Raw genomic sequence first — 19072 nt, 5'->3', positions numbered from 1 at the left:
GCCGGCGGAGGGCACCGCCTCTAGTCTGTTGCCGAGCGCCTGATGGACTCCCAAAGCGAGTCCACCCATGGCAGGTTGGCCGGGTCCTGGGCTGATCCTGTGCCGCCCTGGCCACTGGCGGTCCCGGCCGGCAGATCGCTGCCAAACACCCAGTAGCCGGTCTCTCCCGGCATAACCATGTTAATGCGGTCGCGGGCCTGCTGTTTCACGTAGTTCGGGTCCTGCCACCTGGATACCTGGAGTTTCAGCCCCTCCTGCTCCGCCTGACGGGCGGCGATATCCGCCTCCAGCGCCGCGATCTCCGCCCTTTTGTCGATGAAGATCTTGACGGTGGGGGCCAGCATGATGGTGATGGCAATCATGACGACGGCCAGCGCCAGCATCCGGCCGGAAAAGGCCTTGGCGGGCACCGGATCCTGGTTATCCCCCCCGTGCCTGGCGTCACTCCCCGAGGATTGGCCGGGCTGCTTGTTGCCGTCCGGGCTGCCGGCAGGCCGGCGGGCCGCCTGTTTGCCGGCGGCAACCCCGGCCTTGACCGACGCCCCCAGCCGTCCGGCGGTGGTGGACTTTCCTTGCGCAGCGGGTGCCCGCCCAGCGGGTGTATCCGCGGCGGGCGTTTTCGCTTCCCCGGCCGCGGGCAGGTGCCGCGTCGCGCCGAAATCGGCGCGGATGACGTCAGCGCCGTCGTCGGCGTCCTTTGACTGACGCGCCGCGGGCGTAGCCCGGGGAACCTTGGGACGGCGGGTGGCCATGACACTCCTTCAAAAGCGGACCACAAACAAAAACCGGTGGCCATGGTCTTTCAACCATAGCCACCGGTCAGCTGTTTTTTTGGATGCTAGCCCTTGAAACGCGGGAAAGCGCTGCGTCCGGCGTAGCGTGCGGCGTCGTCGAGTTCCTCTTCGATGCGCAGCAGCTGGTTGTACTTCGCGACGCGCTCGGAGCGGGCCGGGGCACCGGTCTTGATCTGTCCCGCGTTGGTGGCAACGGAGATGTCAGCAATGGTGGTGTCCTCGGTTTCGCCGGAGCGGTGCGAGGTGATGGTGGTGTAACCGGCACGCTGGGCCAGTGACACTGCGTCCAGGGTCTCGGTCAGGGAACCGATCTGGTTGACCTTGACGAGCAGCGAGTTCGCGGTCTTGGTGTCGATGCCGCGCTGCAGGATGGCCGGGTTGGTGACGAAGAGGTCATCGCCCACGAGCTGGACCTTGTCGCCGATGGTGTCGGTGAGGGTCTTCCAGCCTTCCCAGTCGTTCTCGTCCAGCGGGTCCTCGATGGAAACCAGCGGGTAGTCGGCCACGAGCTCGGCGTAGTAGGCGCTCATCTCGGTGGCGGAAAGTGCCTTGCCCTCGAACTGGTAGGCGCCGTCCTTGAAGAACTCGGAGGAGGCGACGTCCAGGGCCAGGGCGATGTCCTTGCCCGGAGTGTAGCCGGCGTTCTTGATGGCTTCCTGGATCAGGTCCAGCGCGGCACGGTTGGACGGCAGGTTCGGCGCGAAACCGCCCTCGTCGCCCAGGCCGGTGGAGAGGCCCTTGGCCTGCAGGACGGACTTGAGGTTGTGGTAGACCTCGACGCCCCAGCGCAGGCCCTCGGAGAAGGTTTCGGCGCCGATCGGGACGATCATGAATTCCTGGATGTCCACGTCGGAGTCGGCGTGCGAGCCGCCGTTGAGGATGTTCATCAGCGGAACGGGCAGGACGTGCGCGTTGGGGCCGCCCAGGTACTTGTACAGCGGCAGGTCAGCGGATGCTGCGGCGGCGTTGGCCACGGCCAGGGAAACACCCAGGATGGCGTTGGCGCCGAGCTTGCCCTTGTTGGGGGTGCCGTCCAGGTCAATCATGGCCTGGTCGATGCTGCGCTGGTCCGTGGCGTCGAAACCGGTCAGTGCCGGCGCGATCTGGTCGATGACGGCGTCGACGGCCTTCTGGACGCCCTTGCCAAGGTAGCGGCCCTTGTCTCCATCGCGGAGTTCCACGGCCTCGTGTTCGCCGGTGGAGGCGCCGGAGGGCACTGCTGCGCGGCCGATCTGGCCATCGGAAAGCAGGACTTCAACTTCTACGGTCGGGTTGCCACGGGAATCGAGGATCTCGCGGGCGTGAATGGCATCGATAAGCGCCATGAATATGCTCCTTATGGTGAAGCGATTTACTGGGAAACTAGCGGAAAAACTCGACGTCCTCGTCAGGGACTAGCGTAGTCGAGAGTGTTGCAGGTTACGGAAACCTATCCAGCACCCGGACGTCATGATCCCGTCCGGTGCGTGGAAGGGTGAAGGGGGCGGCGGCTGTCCTGATACCGCCGGACTGCCCCGCGGAGGGCGCGTTCGGCGTCGAAACCCCTGGTCCGGGCGGCGGACACGACGGCGAGCAGCAGCTCGCCGAGCTGCTCCTCGGAGTCCAGGTTCCTGACAAAGTCAGCTGCCGCGGTGAGAGGCGGGGCCGGCGTGACGCCCGCCCTCGCCGCCCGGTCCAGTGACTTCTGGGCCCGGGCCAGGGCCGGAAGGCCCTGCGGAATTCCCTCGAAAGGATCACCGCGTTCCGGCTTCTCGGCCCGCTTGATGGAGTCCCACGTGCGGACAATTTCCTCCACACTGGCCGGGAAAGTGTCCTGGAGCGAACCGTCGGGCCGGAACACGTGCGGGTTCCGGCGGATCATCTTGGCGCTGAGGCCACGGACGACGTCGTCGAAACCGAAAGTGCCGCGTTCCTCGGCAAGGCGGGCGTGGAGGACCACCTGGAGCAGGACGTCGCCCAGCTCCCCCCGGAGCTCTGCCTCGTCGGCGCCGGTTTCGATTGTTTCGGCTACTTCAAAGGCCTCCTCGAGGAGGTACTCCACCAGTGATTCGTGGGTCAGCGCCCCCATCCAGGGGCAGTGCTCCCGGAGGGCGGCGATCACGGCAACCAGGGAGGCCACCGGGACGGAATCGTCCTTAGGCAAGATTGGCGTAGGCGTCGTTGATGTACTCAACGAGTGCTTCCTTTTCCTCCAGCGGCAGGAAAGCGGCCTCGGCGGCGTTGAGGGTCAGCTCAAGGATGTCGTCGAGGTCGTAGTCGAACGTCTCCACCAGCAGTTCGAACTCATCGGTGAGGGTCACGCCGCTCATCAGTCGGTTATCGGTGTTGATGGTGACGTTGAAGCCGAGCTGGTACAGCATGTCCAGCGGGTGGCTTTCGATGCCTTCGCCGAACCCGGCGATGGCACCGGTCTGCAGGTTGGAGGACGGGCAGATTTCCAGGGCGATGCCGCGGTCGCGGATCCAGCTGGAGAGCTCGCCGAGGGTGACCATCCCGATGTTGGCGTCGGCTTCATCGCTCTCTGCGTCAGCGTCCTCGTCGTCGAACTCAACGGTGATGTCCTCGGCGATGCGCACGCCGTGGCCGAGGCGCAGGGCACGGCCGTCAACGAGGGCGGACTGGATGCTTTCCAGGCCTGCTGCCTCGCCGGCGTGGACCGTGGCGGGGAAATTGTGCTGGGCGAGGTATGTGAATGCATCACGGAAGCGGGACGGCAGGAACCCGTCCTCTGCGCCGGCGATGTCGAAGCCCACGGCCCCGTTGTTGCGGTGGCGGACGGCCAGTTCGGCAATTTCCTGGCCGCGGTCGGCGTGGCGCATGGCGGTGATGAGCTGGCCCACCTGGATGTCCCGGCCGGTTTCGGCGACGGCTTCCACGCCGGCGTCGAGCCCTTCCTGGATGGCCTCGACCACTTCATCCAGCGTCAGGCCCTTCTGCAGGTGCTGCTCCGGTGCCCAGCGGACTTCGCCGTACACGACGCCGTCGTCGGCAAGGTCTTCCACGAATTCCTTGGCCACCCGGAAGAGGCCCTCTTTGGTCTGCATCACGGCGATGGTGTGGTCGAAGGTTTCGAGGTAGCGGACCAGGGAGCCGGAGTCTGCGGATTCGCGGAACCATTCCCCCAGCGCCACCGGATCGGTGGAAGGCAGCGTGTGCCCCACGGCTTCCGCAAGTTCGATGATGGTGGCCGGGCGCAGGCCGCCGTCCAGGTGGTCGTGCAGGGATACCTTGGGGAGGCTCTTGAGGTCAAAGTCGATGGCAGGGGCAGCGTCAAGAATAGGCTCAGTCACGTACCAACCTTAGGGTCGGACGGCGTCCGGCGCCACCCGGAAAGCGGCAGCTTTGGCGGAGGCGCCGGTTCAGCGGCGCGTTTCCACATCGACGACGGCGGGAACGGCCAACGGCGCGACCTCCACCACCGCCTCCCGCTCGGCACGCGCATCCTGTTCTGCCGCTGATTCCTTGCTGGATTCCTGGCCGGATGCCACATGATCGTGGCGGCCCAGACGCTTGTGCCACCAGCGAAGCAGGTGGTCGATGATGACGCCGAGGATGATGGCGAACACCACGGCAATGCCGGCCCCGAGCAGCGGGTTGTCATGCAGCAGCGGGAAGGAGCTGGCCAGCAGGCCGATCCCGATCGAGTAACCGACCCACGTGACGCAGGCAAAGGCATCGAGGACGAAGAACCTGCGGTGCGGGAACGCGGTGGTGCCGGCAACGTAGTTGACCGCCACACGGCCCCAGGGGATGTACCGGGCTGTGAAGATCAGGACGGCGCCGCGCTTCTCCAGCTCGTAGTGGGCCCAGGCAAAGACCTTCTGAACCTTGGGCTTCCGCATCCAGCGCCAGCGTTCAAGCCCGATCTTCCGGCCGAGCATGTAGGCCATGTTGTCTCCGGCGATGGCACCCACCAGGGCGGTGGCGCCGAGGATCCAGAGGTTGGGTTCACCGCTTTGGCGTGAAAACGCCGACAGTGCCACGATGAGTGTTTCGCTGGGGACGACCATCGCAAAACCGTCCACAAAAAAGAACACCAGCAGGATGGGATAAATCCACCATTGGCCTGCGGCATGGAGCACTGCCTCATTGATAAATTCCACGCGGGGCCCTGCTCCTATAAAGTGACGGAAATCGCTATTTAGTGTCCCATGGCGGCGGCATAATCCGCTACGCTAAAGCCGCGAAAGCTCACCCGCCGTCATGTGTCTCCCGGCGGCGCCCAGGGCGGCCCGCGCAGCGGATCAGGGGCCCGCCGCTGTCCCCTCTGCGGGTTCCTCCGGCAGCCGGCCGCGGAGGCGGCTGATCAGGATGTCCACGATGATGCCGAGCAGAATCGCGCAGACGATGGCGATGGTGGCACCCAGCAGGTGGTTGTCTTCGAACCACTGCCCGAAAAACAGCCCGATGGATACTGAATACGAGGACCACAGGGCTGCGGACAATACCGTCAGGCCCACGAAACGCAGGTGCGCGAAATGGGTGGCACCGGCCGTCAGGTTGACGGCAACCCGTCCGATCGGAACAAAGCGGGCCACGAGCACCAGGGACGCCGGCCGTTTCCTCAGTTCATTCCCGGCCCAGTGGAAGGCGGTCTGCATTCGCGGCCCGCGCATCCACCGCCACCGGCGCGTACCCACCTTGCGGCCGATCAGGTAGGCGATGTTGTCGCCGCCGAACGCACCCAGCGCGGCCACGAGCATCAGCATCCACGGATTGGGGACGTCTGCGGTCGCTGCCACGGCCGCCAGGCCAACGACCACCGACTCGCTGGGGATCGGCGGGAAGAACCCGTCGATCACGCAGCAAGCCAGCACCAGGAAGAGTACCCAGGGCTGCCCCGCCGCCGCGAGAATGAAGTCGTTGATAGCCTGCACAGTTTCCTAACGGCCGGGGCCGCCCGTTTTCTCCCCGGCCGGTCTGCGGGCGGGCCGTGGCGCTCCCGAAGGGAGCCGGCCGGGGAGGGTCACGGGATCAGGCGATGCGGTCGATGATGAGCTTCTGCGCCGGCCGGGAGCCCTCCGGCGCAACTACAACAGCCCCTTCCAGGGCCTCCTTGGCGCGGCCGAATTTCTCCGGTGTGTCGGTCAGCAGCGTCATCAGGGGTTCTCCGGCACGGACCATGGCACCGGGCTTGGCGTGCAGCCTGACGCCTGCACCGGCCTGGACCTGGTCCTCCTTGCGGGCGCGGCCTGCACCCAGCCGCCAGGCGGCAACGCCCACCGCCAGGGCATCCAGCTCCACGAGGACACCGTCGGCCGGAGCGTAGATGACCTCGGATTCCCTGGCAACGGGCAGCTTGGCGCGGGGATCCCCGCCCTGCGCTTCGATCATGCGGTTCCACACATCCATGGCCCGGCCGTCCTTGAGCGCGGCGCGTGGATCCGCATCGTGGACTCCGGCGCAGGCCAGCATTTCCTCGGCCAGCCGGACCGTCAGTTCGACGACGTCTTCCGGGCCGCCGCCGGCCAGCACCTCCACTGATTCCTCCACCTCGATGGCGTTGCCGGCGGTGAGGCCCAGAGGCGTGTTCATGTTCGTCAGCAGCGCCACCGTGTTGACGCCGGCGTCATTGCCCAGGGCCACCATGGTCTCGGCCAGTTCCCGGGCGCGGGCCTCGTCCTTCATGAAGGCACCGCTTCCCACCTTGACGTCGAGGACCAGCGAGCCGGTGCCTTCGGCGATTTTCTTGCTCATGATGGACGACGCAATCAGCGGGATGGCTTCCACCGTTCCCGTGACGTCACGCAGGGCATAGAGCTTCTTGTCCGCGGGTGCCAGACCCGCACCGGCGGCGCAGATCACGGCTCCGACGTCCTGCAGCTGGGCCATCATTTCGTCGTTGCTCAGTGCCGCACGCCAACCCGGGATCGATTCCAGCTTGTCCAGGGTGCCGCCCGTGTGGCCGAGTCCGCGGCCGGAGAGCTGCGGAACGGCCACGCCGAAGACGGCTACCAGCGGTGCGAGCGGGAGCGTGATCTTATCCCCCACTCCCCCGGTGGAATGCTTGTCCGACGTCGGCTTCACGCCGCCGTCGGGACGCCGCAGGGCGGAGAAGTCCATCCGTTCACCGGAGGCGATCATCGCAGCGGTCCACCGCGAGATTTCCGCGCGGTCCATGCCGTTGAGCAGGATGGCCATGTTCAAGGCAGCCATCTGCTCGTCGGCAATGGCGCCCCGGGTGTAGGCGTCGATGGTCCAGTCGATCTGGGCCGGGCTCAGGACGCCCTTGTCCCGCTTGATGCGGATGATGTCGACGGCGTCGAACGCTTCAGTCTTGCTGTTGTTGGTCTTAGTACTCTGTGTCACCGGGGTTCCTCCAGGTGTTGGGGACCAAAGGCATCGGGTAGCACCTGGTCCATTGTCTTGATTCCCTGCGTGGTCATGAGTTCCATGTCGGGCGCCCGGAATTCGTACAGCAGCTGGCGGCAGCGCCCGCACGGCATCAGGATGTTGCCGCCGGCGTCCACGCAGTAGAAGGCGCGCAGCTGGCCGCCTCCGGTCATGTGCAGGTTGCCCACCAGGGCGCATTCGGCACAAAGGGTCAGGCCGTAGCTTGCGTTTTCCACGTTGCAGCCGCTGACGATCCGGCCGTCCGCGGTGAGGGCAGCCGCCCCCACCGCAAACTTCGAATACGGCGCGTACGCGTTCTTCATGGCGGAAACGGCGGCCGCTTCGAGCGCCGCCCAGTCCACCGTGTTGAGTTCCACCGCCGTCAACCCTTGACGTACGGTATGCCGCTGGCGGCCGGCGGCCTGGAGCGGCCCACGAGGCCGGCCACGGCAAGCACCGTCACCAGGTACGGAAGCATGGCCATGAACTGGCTCGGAACGGGCGTGCCGATAATGGTCACGATGCTCTGCAGGTTGTCCGCGAAGCCGAACAGCAGCGCGGCGAAGAAGGCACCGATCGGGTTCCAGCGGCCGAAGATCAGCGCGGCCAGGGCGATGAAGCCGCGTCCGCCTGAAATCTCCTTGGTGAAACTGTCGATGGCCACCAGGGTGAAGAAGGAACCGCCGATGCCTGCAACGGCGCCGCCGAGGGTGACGTTCCAGAAGCGGGTGGCGTTGACCTTGATGCCCATGGTGTCCGCGGCCTGGGGGTGTTCGCCGACGGCACGGACGCGCAGGCCCCATTTGGTCTTGAAGAGGCCGATCCACACCACGATGACCGCAATGTACATCAGGTATCCCACCACGGACTGCTTAAAGAGGATGGGGCCGATGATCGGAATCCCGGACAGCACCGGAACTTCAATGTTGTCCAGGCCCATCGGCGCATTGAACTGCGCCTTGTTGGCCTGCATGACCGTGCTGAACAGGAAGCCGGTGAGGCCGGACACCAGGACGTTGAGGACAACGCCCACAATGATCTGGTTTACCAGGTACTTGATGCTGAAGAGCGCCAGGACCATGGAGACGACGGCGCCCGCCACTGCTGCGGCCAGCAGGCCCAGGAACGGGTTCCTGGTCATGGTCGCCACCATGGCGGCCGTGAAAGCACCTCCGAGGAGCTGTCCCTCGATGGCTATGTTGACCACCCCGACGCGTTCACACAGGACCCCGGACAGGGAACCGAACACCAACGGCACGGCAAGGGTGACGGATCCGGCGATGAGGCCCGCGAGCGAAATGCTGGGCGTACGCGCTCCGCCTACCACCCAGATCAGGAAGGCCGCCACGAAGAGCACCGTGAAGGTGATGGGCAGCCAGGCCGGTGCCGCCTGGTCCTTCGTTTTGAGGAAGACCGCATACGCGGCGAGCCCCAGCAGAATCACGGAAAGGACGATGCCGCCGAGGAAAGCGGGCACCTCAAGGGCGGGGAGTTGGAAGAAATCACCGCCGGTGGAAATGCCGAACTCGGCGGTCTGGTTGGGTCCCATCAGGCCAAAGAACACGAAGGCCACGAGTGCCAGCAGCGCCAGCATTACGGGAGACTTCCACGTCACTGGCTTGGCCGAGACTCCCTGGGACTGGTTGGCGTCCTGCGGGATTCCGGGCCCACCTTTTCCGGGCAGGGGCGATGTTGCTGTTGCGCTCATGCTGCGCCTCCGGTGGTTGCTGCCTGCTCTGCGTTTTTGGCTTTCGCCGGCTTTCTGCGCCGCGGATTCAGCCCGAAGACAGCCCGCACCAGCGGCGGCGCCGCGATGAACAGGACGATCAGTGACTGGACCACGAGCACAATGTCGATCGGGGTTCCTGTCTGGATCTGCATCTGCACAGCCCCGGCGCGGAAGGCGCCGAACAGCAGACCGGCAGCCAAGGTGCCCCACGGCGTCGAGCGTCCCAGCAGCGCAACGGTGATGGCGTCGAAGCCGTAAGTGGCTGCCACGCCGTCGGTGAGGACCTTCTCCGTGCCCGCCACCTGGGCGACGCCTGACATGCCGGCGAGGGCGCCAGCGATGGCCATCACCAGGATGGTGGAACGGGATACGTTGATGCCTGCGGTCTGGGCTGCTTTGGGGTTTGCCCCCACGGCCCGGAATTCGAAGCCCACGGTGGACCGGTTGAGTATCCACCAGACCAGGACGGTTGCGGCGATGGCCAGGATGAAGCCGAGGTGCAGGCGGTACTGTGAGCCGAGGATCTGGGGGTAAACAGCTGTGGGATCCAGAATCGGAGAAATCGGGTTGGATTCGCCTGGCCGCTGGAAGGCCGGCGTGTTCAGCAGATACCCCAGGAAGTACAGAGCTACGTAGTTGAACATGATGGTCAGGATGACTTCGTGGGCGCCTGTCCGCGCTTTGAGTAGCCCCACCAGCCCGCCCCAGAGCGCGCCGCCCACGATGCCGGCCACGAGGACCAGAAGCAGGTGCAGTCCGACGGGGAGCTGCAGCGCGAAGCCCACCCAGGCGGCGAGGATGCCAGCCATGATGATCTGGCCTTGGGCACCGATGTTGAAGAGGCCCGCGCGGAATGCCAGGGCCACACCCAGGCCAGCCGTGATCAGGGGCGTCGCAATGGTGAGGGTCTCCATCAGCGGGGCGAACTGGACAGCCACGCTGGACGCCAGCGGGTTGAAGATCGCACCTTGGAACAAGGCAACGTAGGAGGCTGTGGCCGCGGTCCAGACGGCGGAGAGGAAATCGGTGGGCCGGGCAAACAGGTAGGTGGAGGTCGCGCCCACGCGCTCATCCGTGCTGGCAATCAGCAGGCCGCCGAAGATGAGTGCAAGCAGCACAGCCAACACGGAAACCATGCCGCTACCGGTGAAAATCCTCCTGGCCAAGGTTTCGGGGTCGCCCGGCAGCTTGCCGCTCTGGGCCGTCGCCGGAACCGCGGACGGTTCCATGGCTCCCCCGGCGGTATCCATGGCGACCACCGCGGCCGTCTCTTCGGCAGCGGAAGTGGCCTCATGGGGTTTGTCAGGATGCTGGTCTGCCGCGTGTTTGCGGGGATGCTTCTCAGACATGGTCGCCTCCTTCGGCGCTTGCGGTGGAAGTCCCCGGAGTCTCGGGCGTGCCGGCTTCGGGGCGCCCGCCGTCTGCGGGCAGCCTGCCTTCGTGCGAATTGTCCTTTGGTGCGGCGTCCTCCGGCGATATCCCTGCCATCATGAGGCCAAGGCCGTCCCTGCCGGTGCCCGCCGGGACGATACCCACCAGCTTGCCCTTGTAAACGACTGCAATCCGGTCGGCGAGTTCCATGACCTCGTCCAGTTCCGTGGACACGATCAGGACAGGCGTTCCGTGGTCGCGTTCAGCAACGATCCGCTTGTGCAGGAACTCGATCGAACCCACGTCAACTCCGCGGGTGGGCTGGGAGGCGATAAACAGCCGCAACGGCCGGGACAGTTCCCTGGCCATGACGACTTTCTGCTGGTTGCCGCCGGACAGCGTCCCCGCCGCCAACGACCCTGACTGGGTGCGGACGTCGAACTCGTCAATCCGCGTTTTCGCGTTCTCAAGCACCTTCGCCGGGCTCATGCTGATGCCCTTGGCGAACGGGGGCTGGTCGTACCGGTCCAGGATCAGGTTTTCGGCGATGGAGAACGTACCGATCAGTCCGTCCACCGAGCGGTCTTCCGGAACAAAGCCGACACCGGAGTTGAGGACGTCCTTGACGCTGCGGCCCAGGAGTTCCTCGCCGTCGAGCATGATCGAGCCGTGGACCCGTTCCTGTAGGCCAAGGATGGCCTCGGTCAGTTCCGTCTGCCCGTTTCCCTGGACCCCTGCCAGCGCCAGGATCTCGCCCCGCGCGATGTCGAAGCTGATGCCGTCAACAACGTGTTGGCCGCTCGGGGCAATAACAGTCAGGTCCTTGACCTGGAACGTGGTTTCCTGCGGCTTCGCCGGGGCCTTGTCCAGGGTCAGGTTCACTGCGCGGCCCACCATCATGGAGGCCAGCTCGGTGGTGGACGCGCCGGGATCCGCTGTGCCCACCACTTTGCCTCGGCGGATCACCGTGATGGTGTCGGAAACAGCCTTCACTTCGCGAAGTTTGTGCGAGATGAAGACGATCGAGGTGCCGTTGCTTTTCAGCTGGCGCATGATGTCCAGGAGCTCGTCGGTGTCCTGCGGTGTCAGCACGGCGGTGGGTTCATCGAGGATGAGCACCTTTGCGTCGCGGACCAGTGCCTTGATGATTTCCACACGCTGCTGGACGCCCACGGGGAGGTCCTCGATCAGGGCGTCGGGGTCGACGTCGAAACCGTATTTGTCGGAGATTTCCTTGATTTTGCGGCGGGTATCATCCAGGTTGAGGAAGCCGCCGGCTTTGGTGGTTTCTGCGCCGAGCGCCACATTCTCCGCGACGGTGAACACGGGAACCAGCATGAAGTGCTGGTGCACCATGCCGATGCCCGCAGCCATGGCGTCGCCCGGTCCGCGGAAGGTGACGGCCTTGCCATCCACCAGGATTTCGCCCTCACTGGGCTCGTAGAGTCCGTACAGGACATTCATCAGCGTGGACTTGCCAGCGCCGTTTTCACCAAGCAGGCAATGAATTTGCCCGGGTTCAACCACAACGTCGATGTGATCGTTGGCGAGCAGGGCGCCGAAACGTTTAGTGATCCCTCTGAGTTCAAGTTTCAAAACTCTGACCAATCTCGAAGCGTCCGGTGAATCCCACCGGACGGGATATATGGCTGCAGCACCAGCCTAGTGCGTGCAGTCCTGTGTGGGCGGTCCGCCGGACAGCGACTCCAACAAAAAGCGCCACCGCCCGGCCAGTCGTTGACCATCCGGGGGTGGCGCTTCAAAGGGTGGCTAGGACTTGGCCGGGCTGGCCGCAGACTCGACGTTCAGCTTGCCGTCGATGATGTCCTTCTTGAGCTGGTCGAGCTCGGACTTCAGCTCGGCAGGGACCTCATCCTCGAAATTGTGGAACGGTGCCAGCTGGACGCCGTCGTTCGCCAAGGTGCCTACGTAGGGCGTGTTGGTGAACTTGCCTTCCTTGTCATCCTTAACCACGGTTTCAACGGCTTCGCCCATCAGCTTCATGACCGAGGAAAGCATGATGTCCTTGTACTCCGGTGCGGTTAGGAAGCCGTCGGAGTCAACCCAAATGAGCTTGACGTCCTTGCCTGCAGCCTTCGCCTCCATGAGGGCTGCGCCGGCGCCCTTGCCCACCGGCCCGGCTACGGGCAACACGATGTCAGCTCCCTGGTCTAGGAAGTTCTGCGTCAGCTGCTTGCCCTTGTCCTGCTTCTCGAAGTCGTTGGTGAAGCTGCCGTCCTGGCTGGCTTTGTCCCAGCCAAGGACCTTGACGTCCGTGCCCTTCTTCTCGTTGTAGTACTTCACGCCGTCGGCAAAACCATCCATGAAAATGGTCACGGAGGGAATTTTCCGGCCGCCGAACGTGGCCACGCTTCCCGTCTTGGTGGTGCCGGCTGCGAGGTACCCTGCCATGAACGCCGCCTGGGCGGTGTCGTAGACGATCGGCTTGACGTTGTCGATGGGCGGGTCGTAGGTTTCGTCGATGATGGCGAAGTGGCTCTCGGGGTTGGCCGCGGCCTGGGCCTTGGTAGCGTCAGCGAGGAGGTAACCAACCGTCAAGGTCAGGTCGCAGCCTGCGGTGACCATGGCGCGGAGGTTCGGCTCGAAGTCGTTGTTGGTCTTTGACTCGACCTGGTTTACCTTGATCCCGAGGTCCTTCTCAGCCTTCTTCAGGCCTTCGTAGGAGGACTGGTTGAACGACTGGTCGTCGAATCCGCCCGAGTCGGACACGATGCAGCCCGTGTAGTCGCTTGCGGTGGCACTAGCGGTGCTGCCGGCTTCCGGGGCAGCCCCGCAGCCGGTCAGCAGAAGAGCTGCCGCCCCGGCGGTGGCGACGCCGGTCATTGAACCGCGCTTGAGGGTTGCACGCAGTGAGTTCTTCAATTTTCCTCCAGGAACAAAGAGATAGGCGCTACGACGGGTGTTCAATGAGTGTCCGTTTCGAATGCTCCACACTGAAATTCTGTTTTCACTGATGGGTTCGCAGCACTGCGCCGAGGCGCACTGATGACAGTTACTGTAGTGGCCTGGAACACGTCCGGGTACCACAGGGGCACCCGGACGCGGAGATCGTTGAGAACTTGTTACCTACCGGTAGCAGGTACCGCAAGTCATGTCCATTTCCTAGAGCCGGACCAGCATCTTCCCGGTGTTGGCGCCGTCGAGGAGGTCCATGAAGGCCTGCGGGGCGTTTTCGAGGCCGTCCACCACCGTTTCGTCATAGCGGACGGTGCCGTCAGCCACCCAGGCGGACACAGCGCCCACGAACTCGGCCATGTGCTGCCAGTAGCCGCCGACCAGGAAGCCTTTGAGCGTGAGTTGCTTGCCGATGGCCAGCATGAGGTTCCGGGGAGCGGGAGTCGGTTCCGTCGAGTTGTACTGCGCAATGGCGCCGCACATGGCAACGCGGCCGCCGACCGTGAGCGCGGACAGCGCCGCCTCCAGGTGTTCACCGCCGACGTTGTCGAAGTACACGTCAATCCCGCGTTCCCCGGCAGCCGCCGCGAGCTGCGCGGCCACCGGGCCGTCGTTGTAGTTGAACGCGGCGTCGAAGCCGAGCTCCAGCAGGCGGGCCACCTTTTCCGGGGATCCTGCACTGCCGATCACCTTGGAAGCGCCCATCGCCTTGGCGATCTGTCCCACGAGCGACCCGACGGCTCCAGCTGCCCCGGAAACGAAGACCACTTCTCCGGGCTTGAATTCGGCGACTTTCAGGAGGCCGGCATACGCCGTCAGGCCCGTCATGCCCAGGGCGCCGAGGAACGCTGACGCCGGGGCCAGGTCGGTGCGCGCCAGGGACGTGGCCGCAGCGTCCACAACGGCGTATTCACGCCAGCCGAGGGAATGCACGACGACGTCTCCCACCTTGCGTTCATCCGACCGGGACGCGATCACCTCACCGACGGCGCCGCCGTCGAGCGCTGCATCCAGCGCAAACGGTGCCGAATACGACTTGACGTCGTTCATGCGGCCGCGCATGTAGGGATCGACGGAGATGAACTGGTTGCGGACCAGCACCTGGCCGTCCTGCAGTTCCGGGAGGTCGGATTCGGCCAGACGGAAGTTTTCCGGGACGGGCCGGCCGTGCGGGCGGGACGCCAGCTGGATTTCGCGGGTGGTGAGGGGAAGGGTTGCGGTGTTGGCGCTCATGCGGCCACCTCCAGGATCTTGATGTCTACGTTGATGTTGCCGCGGGTGGCATTTGAGTACGGGCAGATCTGGTGCGCTTTGGCCACGAGGGCCTCCGCCGTCGCCAGGTCCAGGGCGGGCAGGGCGATTTCGAGTTCAGCGGCCAGGCCGTAGCCCACGCCGCCCTCGAGTGCGCCGAAGTGGATCTTGGCTGCCACTGCGGAATCGGTGAGGTCGGCCTTTTCCTTCCGGCCCACCAGTCGCAGGGCGGAGTGGAAGCACGCGGCGTAGCCGGCTGCAAAGAGCTGTTCCGGGTTGGTGCCCTGGCCGTTGCCGCCCAGTTCCACCGGGCTGGCGAGGGTGACGTCCAGCTTGCCGTCTTGGGTGCGGGCGTTTCCGTCCCGTCCTTCGCCTGAGGCGAGGGCTTCAGCTGTGTAAAGAGTCTTCACGTGGTTCCGTTCTGTTGGGGGAAATCTGTTAGCGATAGGAGTGGAGGGCCGCGGTGAGCCTCGACAGGGTCTCCCGGAGCTGGTCCAGCTCGGCCGCGGACAAACCGGCGGCGTCTGCGAGCTGCTGCGGAATGGCGTTGGCCCGCGCGCTGAGCGCAGTACCGGAGTCCGTCAGGAAGACCTCCACCCGGCGCTCGTCCTCGGTGGAACGCCTGCGCTCCACCAGCCCCAGCGACTCGAGCCTCTTCAGCAGCGGGGACAGGGTGCCTGAGTCCAGGCCCAGCTCCTCCCCCAGCTCGCGGACACTGCGGGGCTGTTCCTCCCAGAGCACCAGCATGGCCAGGTACTGCGGATAGGTCAGGCCCAGCTGGTCCAGCATGGGCCGGTACACGGCAGTGGCTGCCTTCGACGCGGAATAGAGGGCGAAGCACACCTGCCGGTTCAGGCGGGGGGCGTTGAGTCTGGGAGCGTCGGTCATAAATAAAACGATATCGCACAATTAGATTGTGCACAACTCATCTGCACTTGGTGAGAGTGCGAACGGACACTTCCGGCCCCAGCAGAAGCGCGAACGTACAGTTGAGGCCCCGGGGTCGGGGCCTCAACTGTACGTTCGCGCTTTGAGGGTGGGCTTAGAGGTCGCGGATGGTGCGGAGTGCTGCCGCGGTCAGGACCTGGATGCCGTAGCCCAGTGCACGCTCGTCCAGGATGTAGTCGCCGCGGTGAAGGTCGTATTCCTCGCCGCCGGGCGTTTTGGTGCCCAGCCGCATCATGGCACCGGGCAGCTCGGCCAGGAACCAGGCGAAATCCTCCCCGCCCATGGACTGGGGCGTAAGCACTACGGCACTTTCGGCGATCTCGGCGCGGGCTGCTGCTTCGATGAGCGCGGTTTCATGCTCGGAGTTGACCACGGGCGGAACGCCGCGGGTGTGCTCCAGCCGGACGTCCACGTTGTAGGGCGCCGCCACCTGGTGGACCACTTCATCCAGGAGTTCGCCTGCGCTGTGCCAGGCGTCGCGGTCCAGGCACCGCATGGTCCCTGCCATGTAGCCCGTGCCGGGAATGGCGTTGGGTGCCGAGCCGGCCGAAATGTGCCCCCAGACGACGGAGACGCCGCTACGGACATCCACCCGGCGCGAGAGGACGGCCGGGACGTTGACGGCGATCTGCGCCAGCGCGAAGACGAGGTCCTCGGTCAGATGCGGCCGGGAGGTGTGGCCGCCGCGCCCGGAAAGCTCGATCCTGATGGTGTCCGAGGCCGACGTGATGGCCCCGATCCGGGTCCCGATCTTGCCCACGTCGATGCGCGGATCGCAGTGCAGTGCCAGGATGCGCGGCACGCCCTCGAGCACGCCCTGCTCGATGCAGGAATGCGCTCCGCCGGGCATGGTTTCCTCGGCGGGCTGGAAAATGATCCGGACCGTGCCGCCCAGCGGGGATTCCTGGTGCATGCGGTGCAGCACCAGCGCGATACCGAGCATGGTGGTGGTGTGGACATCGTGGCCGCAGGCATGGGTGACGCCGTGGTTCTTGGAGGCGAACGGCAGCCCAGTTTCCTCAATGATGGGAAGGGCGTCGATATCGCCGCGCAGTGCCGTGGCAATGGGACCTTCGCCGACGTCGACCGTGAGGCCCGTGCCTTCGAGCCGGCGGGGCTTGAGCCCTGCCGCTTCGAGCCGGTCTGCCAGCTTGTTCGTGGTCCGGAACTCCTTGAAGGACAGCTCCGGATGCGCATGGAGGTCACGGCGGAAATCGATCAGTTCCGGCAGCAGCGGCTCCAGCCACGGCCCCACGAGGGCGGTGGGCTCGGCTTCAGTAGTGTAATTGCGCACGAAACAACTCTAGCGAGGCTGCTCCGAATACCAGCATCAGTGTCGGAGGTTACGGATCCGGGAGCCGGCTCCCGTGCCTGAAAAGGCTCAGCCCAGGTGTTCCCGCACTGCCGGGAACACCTGGGCTGAGCCGAAGCTGGCGGCCGGTTTAGAGGACGTCGGTGTCGCCGCTGGCCTTGAGCGCGTCCACGGCGGCTTTGACCCGCTGGGAGTTCGCCATGGTGGTCACCAGCAGGGCATCCGGCGTGTCAACGATGACCACGTCCTTGATGCCGATCAGTGCAATAACGCGTTTGGTGTCCGTCACCACCACGCCGCTGGCGTTTTCGGTGAACACGCGGGCACCTTCGCCCAGGACGGTGACATCGTCCACCTCCCTGGCACTGTTGAGCCGGCCCACGGAGGCGAAGTCTCCGACGTCGTCCCAACGGAAAGCGCCAGGCACGACGGCGACGTCCCCGGCCGCCGCGGCGGGCTCCGCCACCGCATAGTCGATGGCGATCTTCGGAAGGGTGGGCCAGACGCGGGCCGTGACCTCGTCACGTTCATCCGTGTCCCAGGCCTGCGCGATCTCCGTGAGCCCCTTGAAGAGTTCCGGCTGGTTCTGCTCGAGGTGCTTCAGCATGAGCGACACCGGCGCGACGAACATACCCGCGTTCCAGACGTACTCTCCGCTGTCGACATACTGCTGGGCGACGTCCTCGCTGGGCTTTTCGACAAACTCCACCACGGCCTGCGCACTCGGGGCGTTCTCGACGGCCAGCTTCTGGCCCGCACGGATGTAGCCGAACCCGGTGGACGGGTGCGTGGGCTTGATGCCGATGGTGACGATCTTGCCGGACGCGGCCGTGTAGATGGCCTCACGCACGGCATCCTGGAAGAGGTCGTCCGGGCTGATCACCTGGTCCGCCGCGAAGGAACCCATGATGGTTTCCGGGTCCCGCTGGTACAGGATGGCCGCTGCGAGGCCGATGGCCGCGCCGGAGTCCTTGGGCTCGCTTTCCAGCACGAGGTTGGATTCCTCGATCTCGGGAAGCTGGCCGCACACCGCGCTCCGGTGGGCCACGCCGGTTACAACCAGCACGCCCTTACCGGCAAGCGGCTCCAGGCGGTCGTAAGTGGCCCGCAACAGCGTGCTGCCTGAACCGGTGAGGTCGTGTAGAAATTTCGGGGCTGCTGCACGTGACAGGGGCCAGAGGCGGGTCCCCACTCCGCCTGCAGGAATTACCGCAATAAAACGGTCCAGCGGTGAATTCCGGCTTGTCACTATGTCTGTAGTCATCACGGCCTACTTTAGCCGACCACCGCGCGGATACCGGCAGATGCTGCCCCTCCGCGCCCCCGCGGAGGCCACAATGTGGCGTTCGTCTCAAAAATGCGCAAAAACCGCACGGGGAGGCGTCACCTACAAGTTCCTGAATTGAATAAGCTGTGAGCGAAGCCTAGATTTAGGCTTGAGCTTACGAGTGCTCTCGCAGCAGGCGTTCCCCCCGCGTGGATCCCATGCCAGCGCCGCTGTGTTGCAGGGAGGTTTATTCAGTGCCGACAAAACCAGCTGGCACCTTGTACCGCGGCCGTGAAGGCATGTGGTCCTGGGTTGGACACCGCATTACAGGTGTAGTGATTTTTTTCTTCTTGTTGGTCCATGTACTGGACACCTCATTGGTGCGCGTGTCCCCAGAGGCATACACCGCCGTAATCGGCGCCTACAAGAACCCCCTGATGGCCCTGGGTGAAACGGGCCTCGTCGCAGCGATCGTTTTCCACGCCTTCAACGGCCTGCGGATCATCGCCGTCGACTTCTGGAAGAAGGGCGCAAAGTACCAGCGCCAGATGCTGTGGACGGTCCTCATCCTCTGGGTCATCGTCATGGTGGGCTTCTCCATCCGCCACCTTTCCCTCGCCTTTGGAGGTCACTAAGCCATGACTGCAACCATTCAGAGTCCCCGCAGCGGAAAAGACGGCGGGAAGCCGGGCGCAGGACTGATTGCCCCCAAATACCGCCGCAGCGCTGCCTCCAAGGGCAACTTCGAAATGGCGGCCTGGCTGTTCATGCGGCTTTCAGGCGTTGTCCTGGTGGTCCTGATCTTCGGGCACCTGTTCGTTAACCTCCTGGTGGGCCAAGGCATCCAGGCCATTGACTTCGGTTTCGTGGCCGGCAAGTGGGCCGATCCGTTCTGGCAGTTCTGGGACCTGGCCATGCTCTGGCTGGCCATGCTGCACGGCACCAACGGCGTCCGCACCATCATCAACGACTACGCCGAGAAGGATTCCACCCGCTTCTGGCTGAAGATCGTCCTCTACGCCGCAACAACCGTCATCATCATCCTCGGCACCTTGGTGATCTTCACCTTCAACCCGTGCCCGGTGGACGTCAACGGAATCCCGCTGCCCGGCGGCTTCTGCCCCGCAGCCTAGCGGCACCTTCCCTTCCCG

General features: G+C 64.9%; 19 protein-coding genes. 2 read left to right on the top strand and 17 right to left on the bottom strand.

What is annotated here, in order from left to right; translation table 11 throughout:
• Positions 1 to 20: 20 nt before the first annotated feature.
• The 17 genes from PV761_RS00310 to PV761_RS00230 form a co-directional block, all read right to left on the bottom strand.
• A complete protein-coding gene (locus tag PV761_RS00310; protein WP_347893449.1) occupies positions 21 to 752 on the bottom strand; it encodes a septum formation initiator family protein in 732 nt (243 codons plus the stop codon).
• Between the two features lie 86 nt (positions 753 to 838).
• Positions 839 to 2119, bottom strand: a complete 1281-nt coding sequence (gene eno / locus PV761_RS00305; protein WP_018774732.1) for a phosphopyruvate hydratase — start codon at positions 2117 to 2119, stop codon at positions 839 to 841.
• 122 nt (positions 2120 to 2241) lie between these two features.
• Complete coding sequence (locus PV761_RS00300) at positions 2242 to 2862, bottom strand: MazG nucleotide pyrophosphohydrolase domain-containing protein (protein WP_347893840.1); 621 nt, start codon at positions 2860 to 2862, stop codon at positions 2242 to 2244.
• Between the two features lie 67 nt (positions 2863 to 2929).
• Positions 2930 to 4084 (bottom strand): adenosine deaminase, encoded by a 1155-nt coding sequence (locus tag PV761_RS00295; protein ID WP_347893447.1) that lies wholly within the window; start codon positions 4082 to 4084, stop codon positions 2930 to 2932.
• A gap of 69 nt (positions 4085 to 4153) precedes the next feature.
• The gene (locus PV761_RS00290; protein ID WP_347893445.1) at positions 4154 to 4897 is read right to left on the bottom strand and encodes a DedA family protein; all 744 of its coding nucleotides are present in this window, start codon (positions 4895 to 4897) and stop codon (positions 4154 to 4156) included.
• 141 nt (positions 4898 to 5038) lie between these two features.
• A complete protein-coding gene (locus PV761_RS00285) occupies positions 5039 to 5671 on the bottom strand; it encodes a DedA family protein (protein WP_347893443.1) in 633 nt (210 codons plus the stop codon).
• 97 nt (positions 5672 to 5768) lie between these two features.
• Positions 5769 to 7103, bottom strand: coding sequence for a thymidine phosphorylase (locus tag PV761_RS00280; RefSeq protein ID WP_347893441.1), 1335 nt, complete (start codon positions 7101 to 7103; stop codon positions 5769 to 5771).
• Positions 7100 to 7504, bottom strand: coding sequence for a cytidine deaminase (locus PV761_RS00275; RefSeq protein WP_028270480.1), 405 nt, complete (start codon positions 7502 to 7504; stop codon positions 7100 to 7102). The genes PV761_RS00280 and PV761_RS00275 overlap by 4 nt, the downstream gene beginning before the upstream one ends.
• A gap of 5 nt (positions 7505 to 7509) precedes the next feature.
• Positions 7510 to 8835, bottom strand: a complete 1326-nt coding sequence (locus tag PV761_RS00270; RefSeq protein WP_347893439.1) for an ABC transporter permease — start codon at positions 8833 to 8835, stop codon at positions 7510 to 7512.
• Positions 8832 to 10205 (bottom strand): ABC transporter permease, encoded by a 1374-nt coding sequence (locus tag PV761_RS00265; RefSeq protein WP_347893437.1) that lies wholly within the window; start codon positions 10203 to 10205, stop codon positions 8832 to 8834. Before PV761_RS00265 ends, PV761_RS00270 begins: the two co-directional genes overlap by 4 nt.
• Positions 10198 to 11823: an ABC transporter ATP-binding protein gene (locus tag PV761_RS00260; protein ID WP_347893435.1), complete on the bottom strand. Its 1626-nt coding sequence runs from the start codon at positions 11821 to 11823 to the stop codon at positions 10198 to 10200. Before PV761_RS00260 ends, PV761_RS00265 begins: the two co-directional genes overlap by 8 nt.
• Before the next feature lie 174 nt (positions 11824 to 11997).
• Positions 11998 to 13071: a BMP family ABC transporter substrate-binding protein gene (locus PV761_RS00255; RefSeq protein WP_347893838.1), complete on the bottom strand. Its 1074-nt coding sequence runs from the start codon at positions 13069 to 13071 to the stop codon at positions 11998 to 12000.
• 279 nt (positions 13072 to 13350) lie between these two features.
• Positions 13351 to 14376: an NADP-dependent oxidoreductase gene (locus tag PV761_RS00250; RefSeq protein WP_347893433.1), complete on the bottom strand. Its 1026-nt coding sequence runs from the start codon at positions 14374 to 14376 to the stop codon at positions 13351 to 13353.
• Positions 14373 to 14804: an organic hydroperoxide resistance protein gene (locus PV761_RS00245; protein ID WP_347893431.1), complete on the bottom strand. Its 432-nt coding sequence runs from the start codon at positions 14802 to 14804 to the stop codon at positions 14373 to 14375. The genes PV761_RS00250 and PV761_RS00245 overlap by 4 nt, the downstream gene beginning before the upstream one ends.
• Positions 14805 to 14832: 28 nt before the next feature.
• The gene (locus PV761_RS00240) at positions 14833 to 15282 is read right to left on the bottom strand and encodes a MarR family transcriptional regulator (protein ID WP_028270487.1); all 450 of its coding nucleotides are present in this window, start codon (positions 15280 to 15282) and stop codon (positions 14833 to 14835) included.
• Positions 15283 to 15436: 154 nt separating this feature from the next.
• A complete protein-coding gene (locus PV761_RS00235; RefSeq protein WP_028270488.1) occupies positions 15437 to 16636 on the bottom strand; it encodes an amidohydrolase in 1200 nt (399 codons plus the stop codon).
• A 148-nt stretch (positions 16637 to 16784) separates the two neighbouring features.
• Positions 16785 to 17918 carry a mannose-1-phosphate guanylyltransferase gene (locus PV761_RS00230; RefSeq protein ID WP_347893428.1) on the bottom strand — a complete coding sequence of 378 codons (1134 nt, stop codon included), beginning with the start codon at positions 17916 to 17918 and terminating at the stop codon, positions 16785 to 16787.
• A 257-nt stretch (positions 17919 to 18175) separates the two neighbouring features.
• Here PV761_RS00230 and sdhC point away from each other — a divergent pair, with 257 nt between their 5' ends.
• Positions 18176 to 18556 (top strand): succinate dehydrogenase, cytochrome b556 subunit, encoded by a 381-nt coding sequence (gene sdhC, locus PV761_RS00225; protein ID WP_081818859.1) that lies wholly within the window; start codon positions 18176 to 18178, stop codon positions 18554 to 18556.
• A 3-nt stretch (positions 18557 to 18559) separates the two neighbouring features.
• Complete coding sequence (locus PV761_RS00220; protein WP_347893426.1) at positions 18560 to 19054, top strand: succinate dehydrogenase hydrophobic membrane anchor subunit; 495 nt, start codon at positions 18560 to 18562, stop codon at positions 19052 to 19054.
• The last annotated feature ends 18 nt before the right edge of the window (positions 19055 to 19072 follow it).

This window comes from Arthrobacter sp. CC3 (assembly GCF_039907775.1).
Classification (GTDB): domain Bacteria; phylum Actinomycetota; class Actinomycetes; order Actinomycetales; family Micrococcaceae; genus Arthrobacter.
This window is presented reverse-complemented; position numbering and strand designations above follow the sequence as displayed.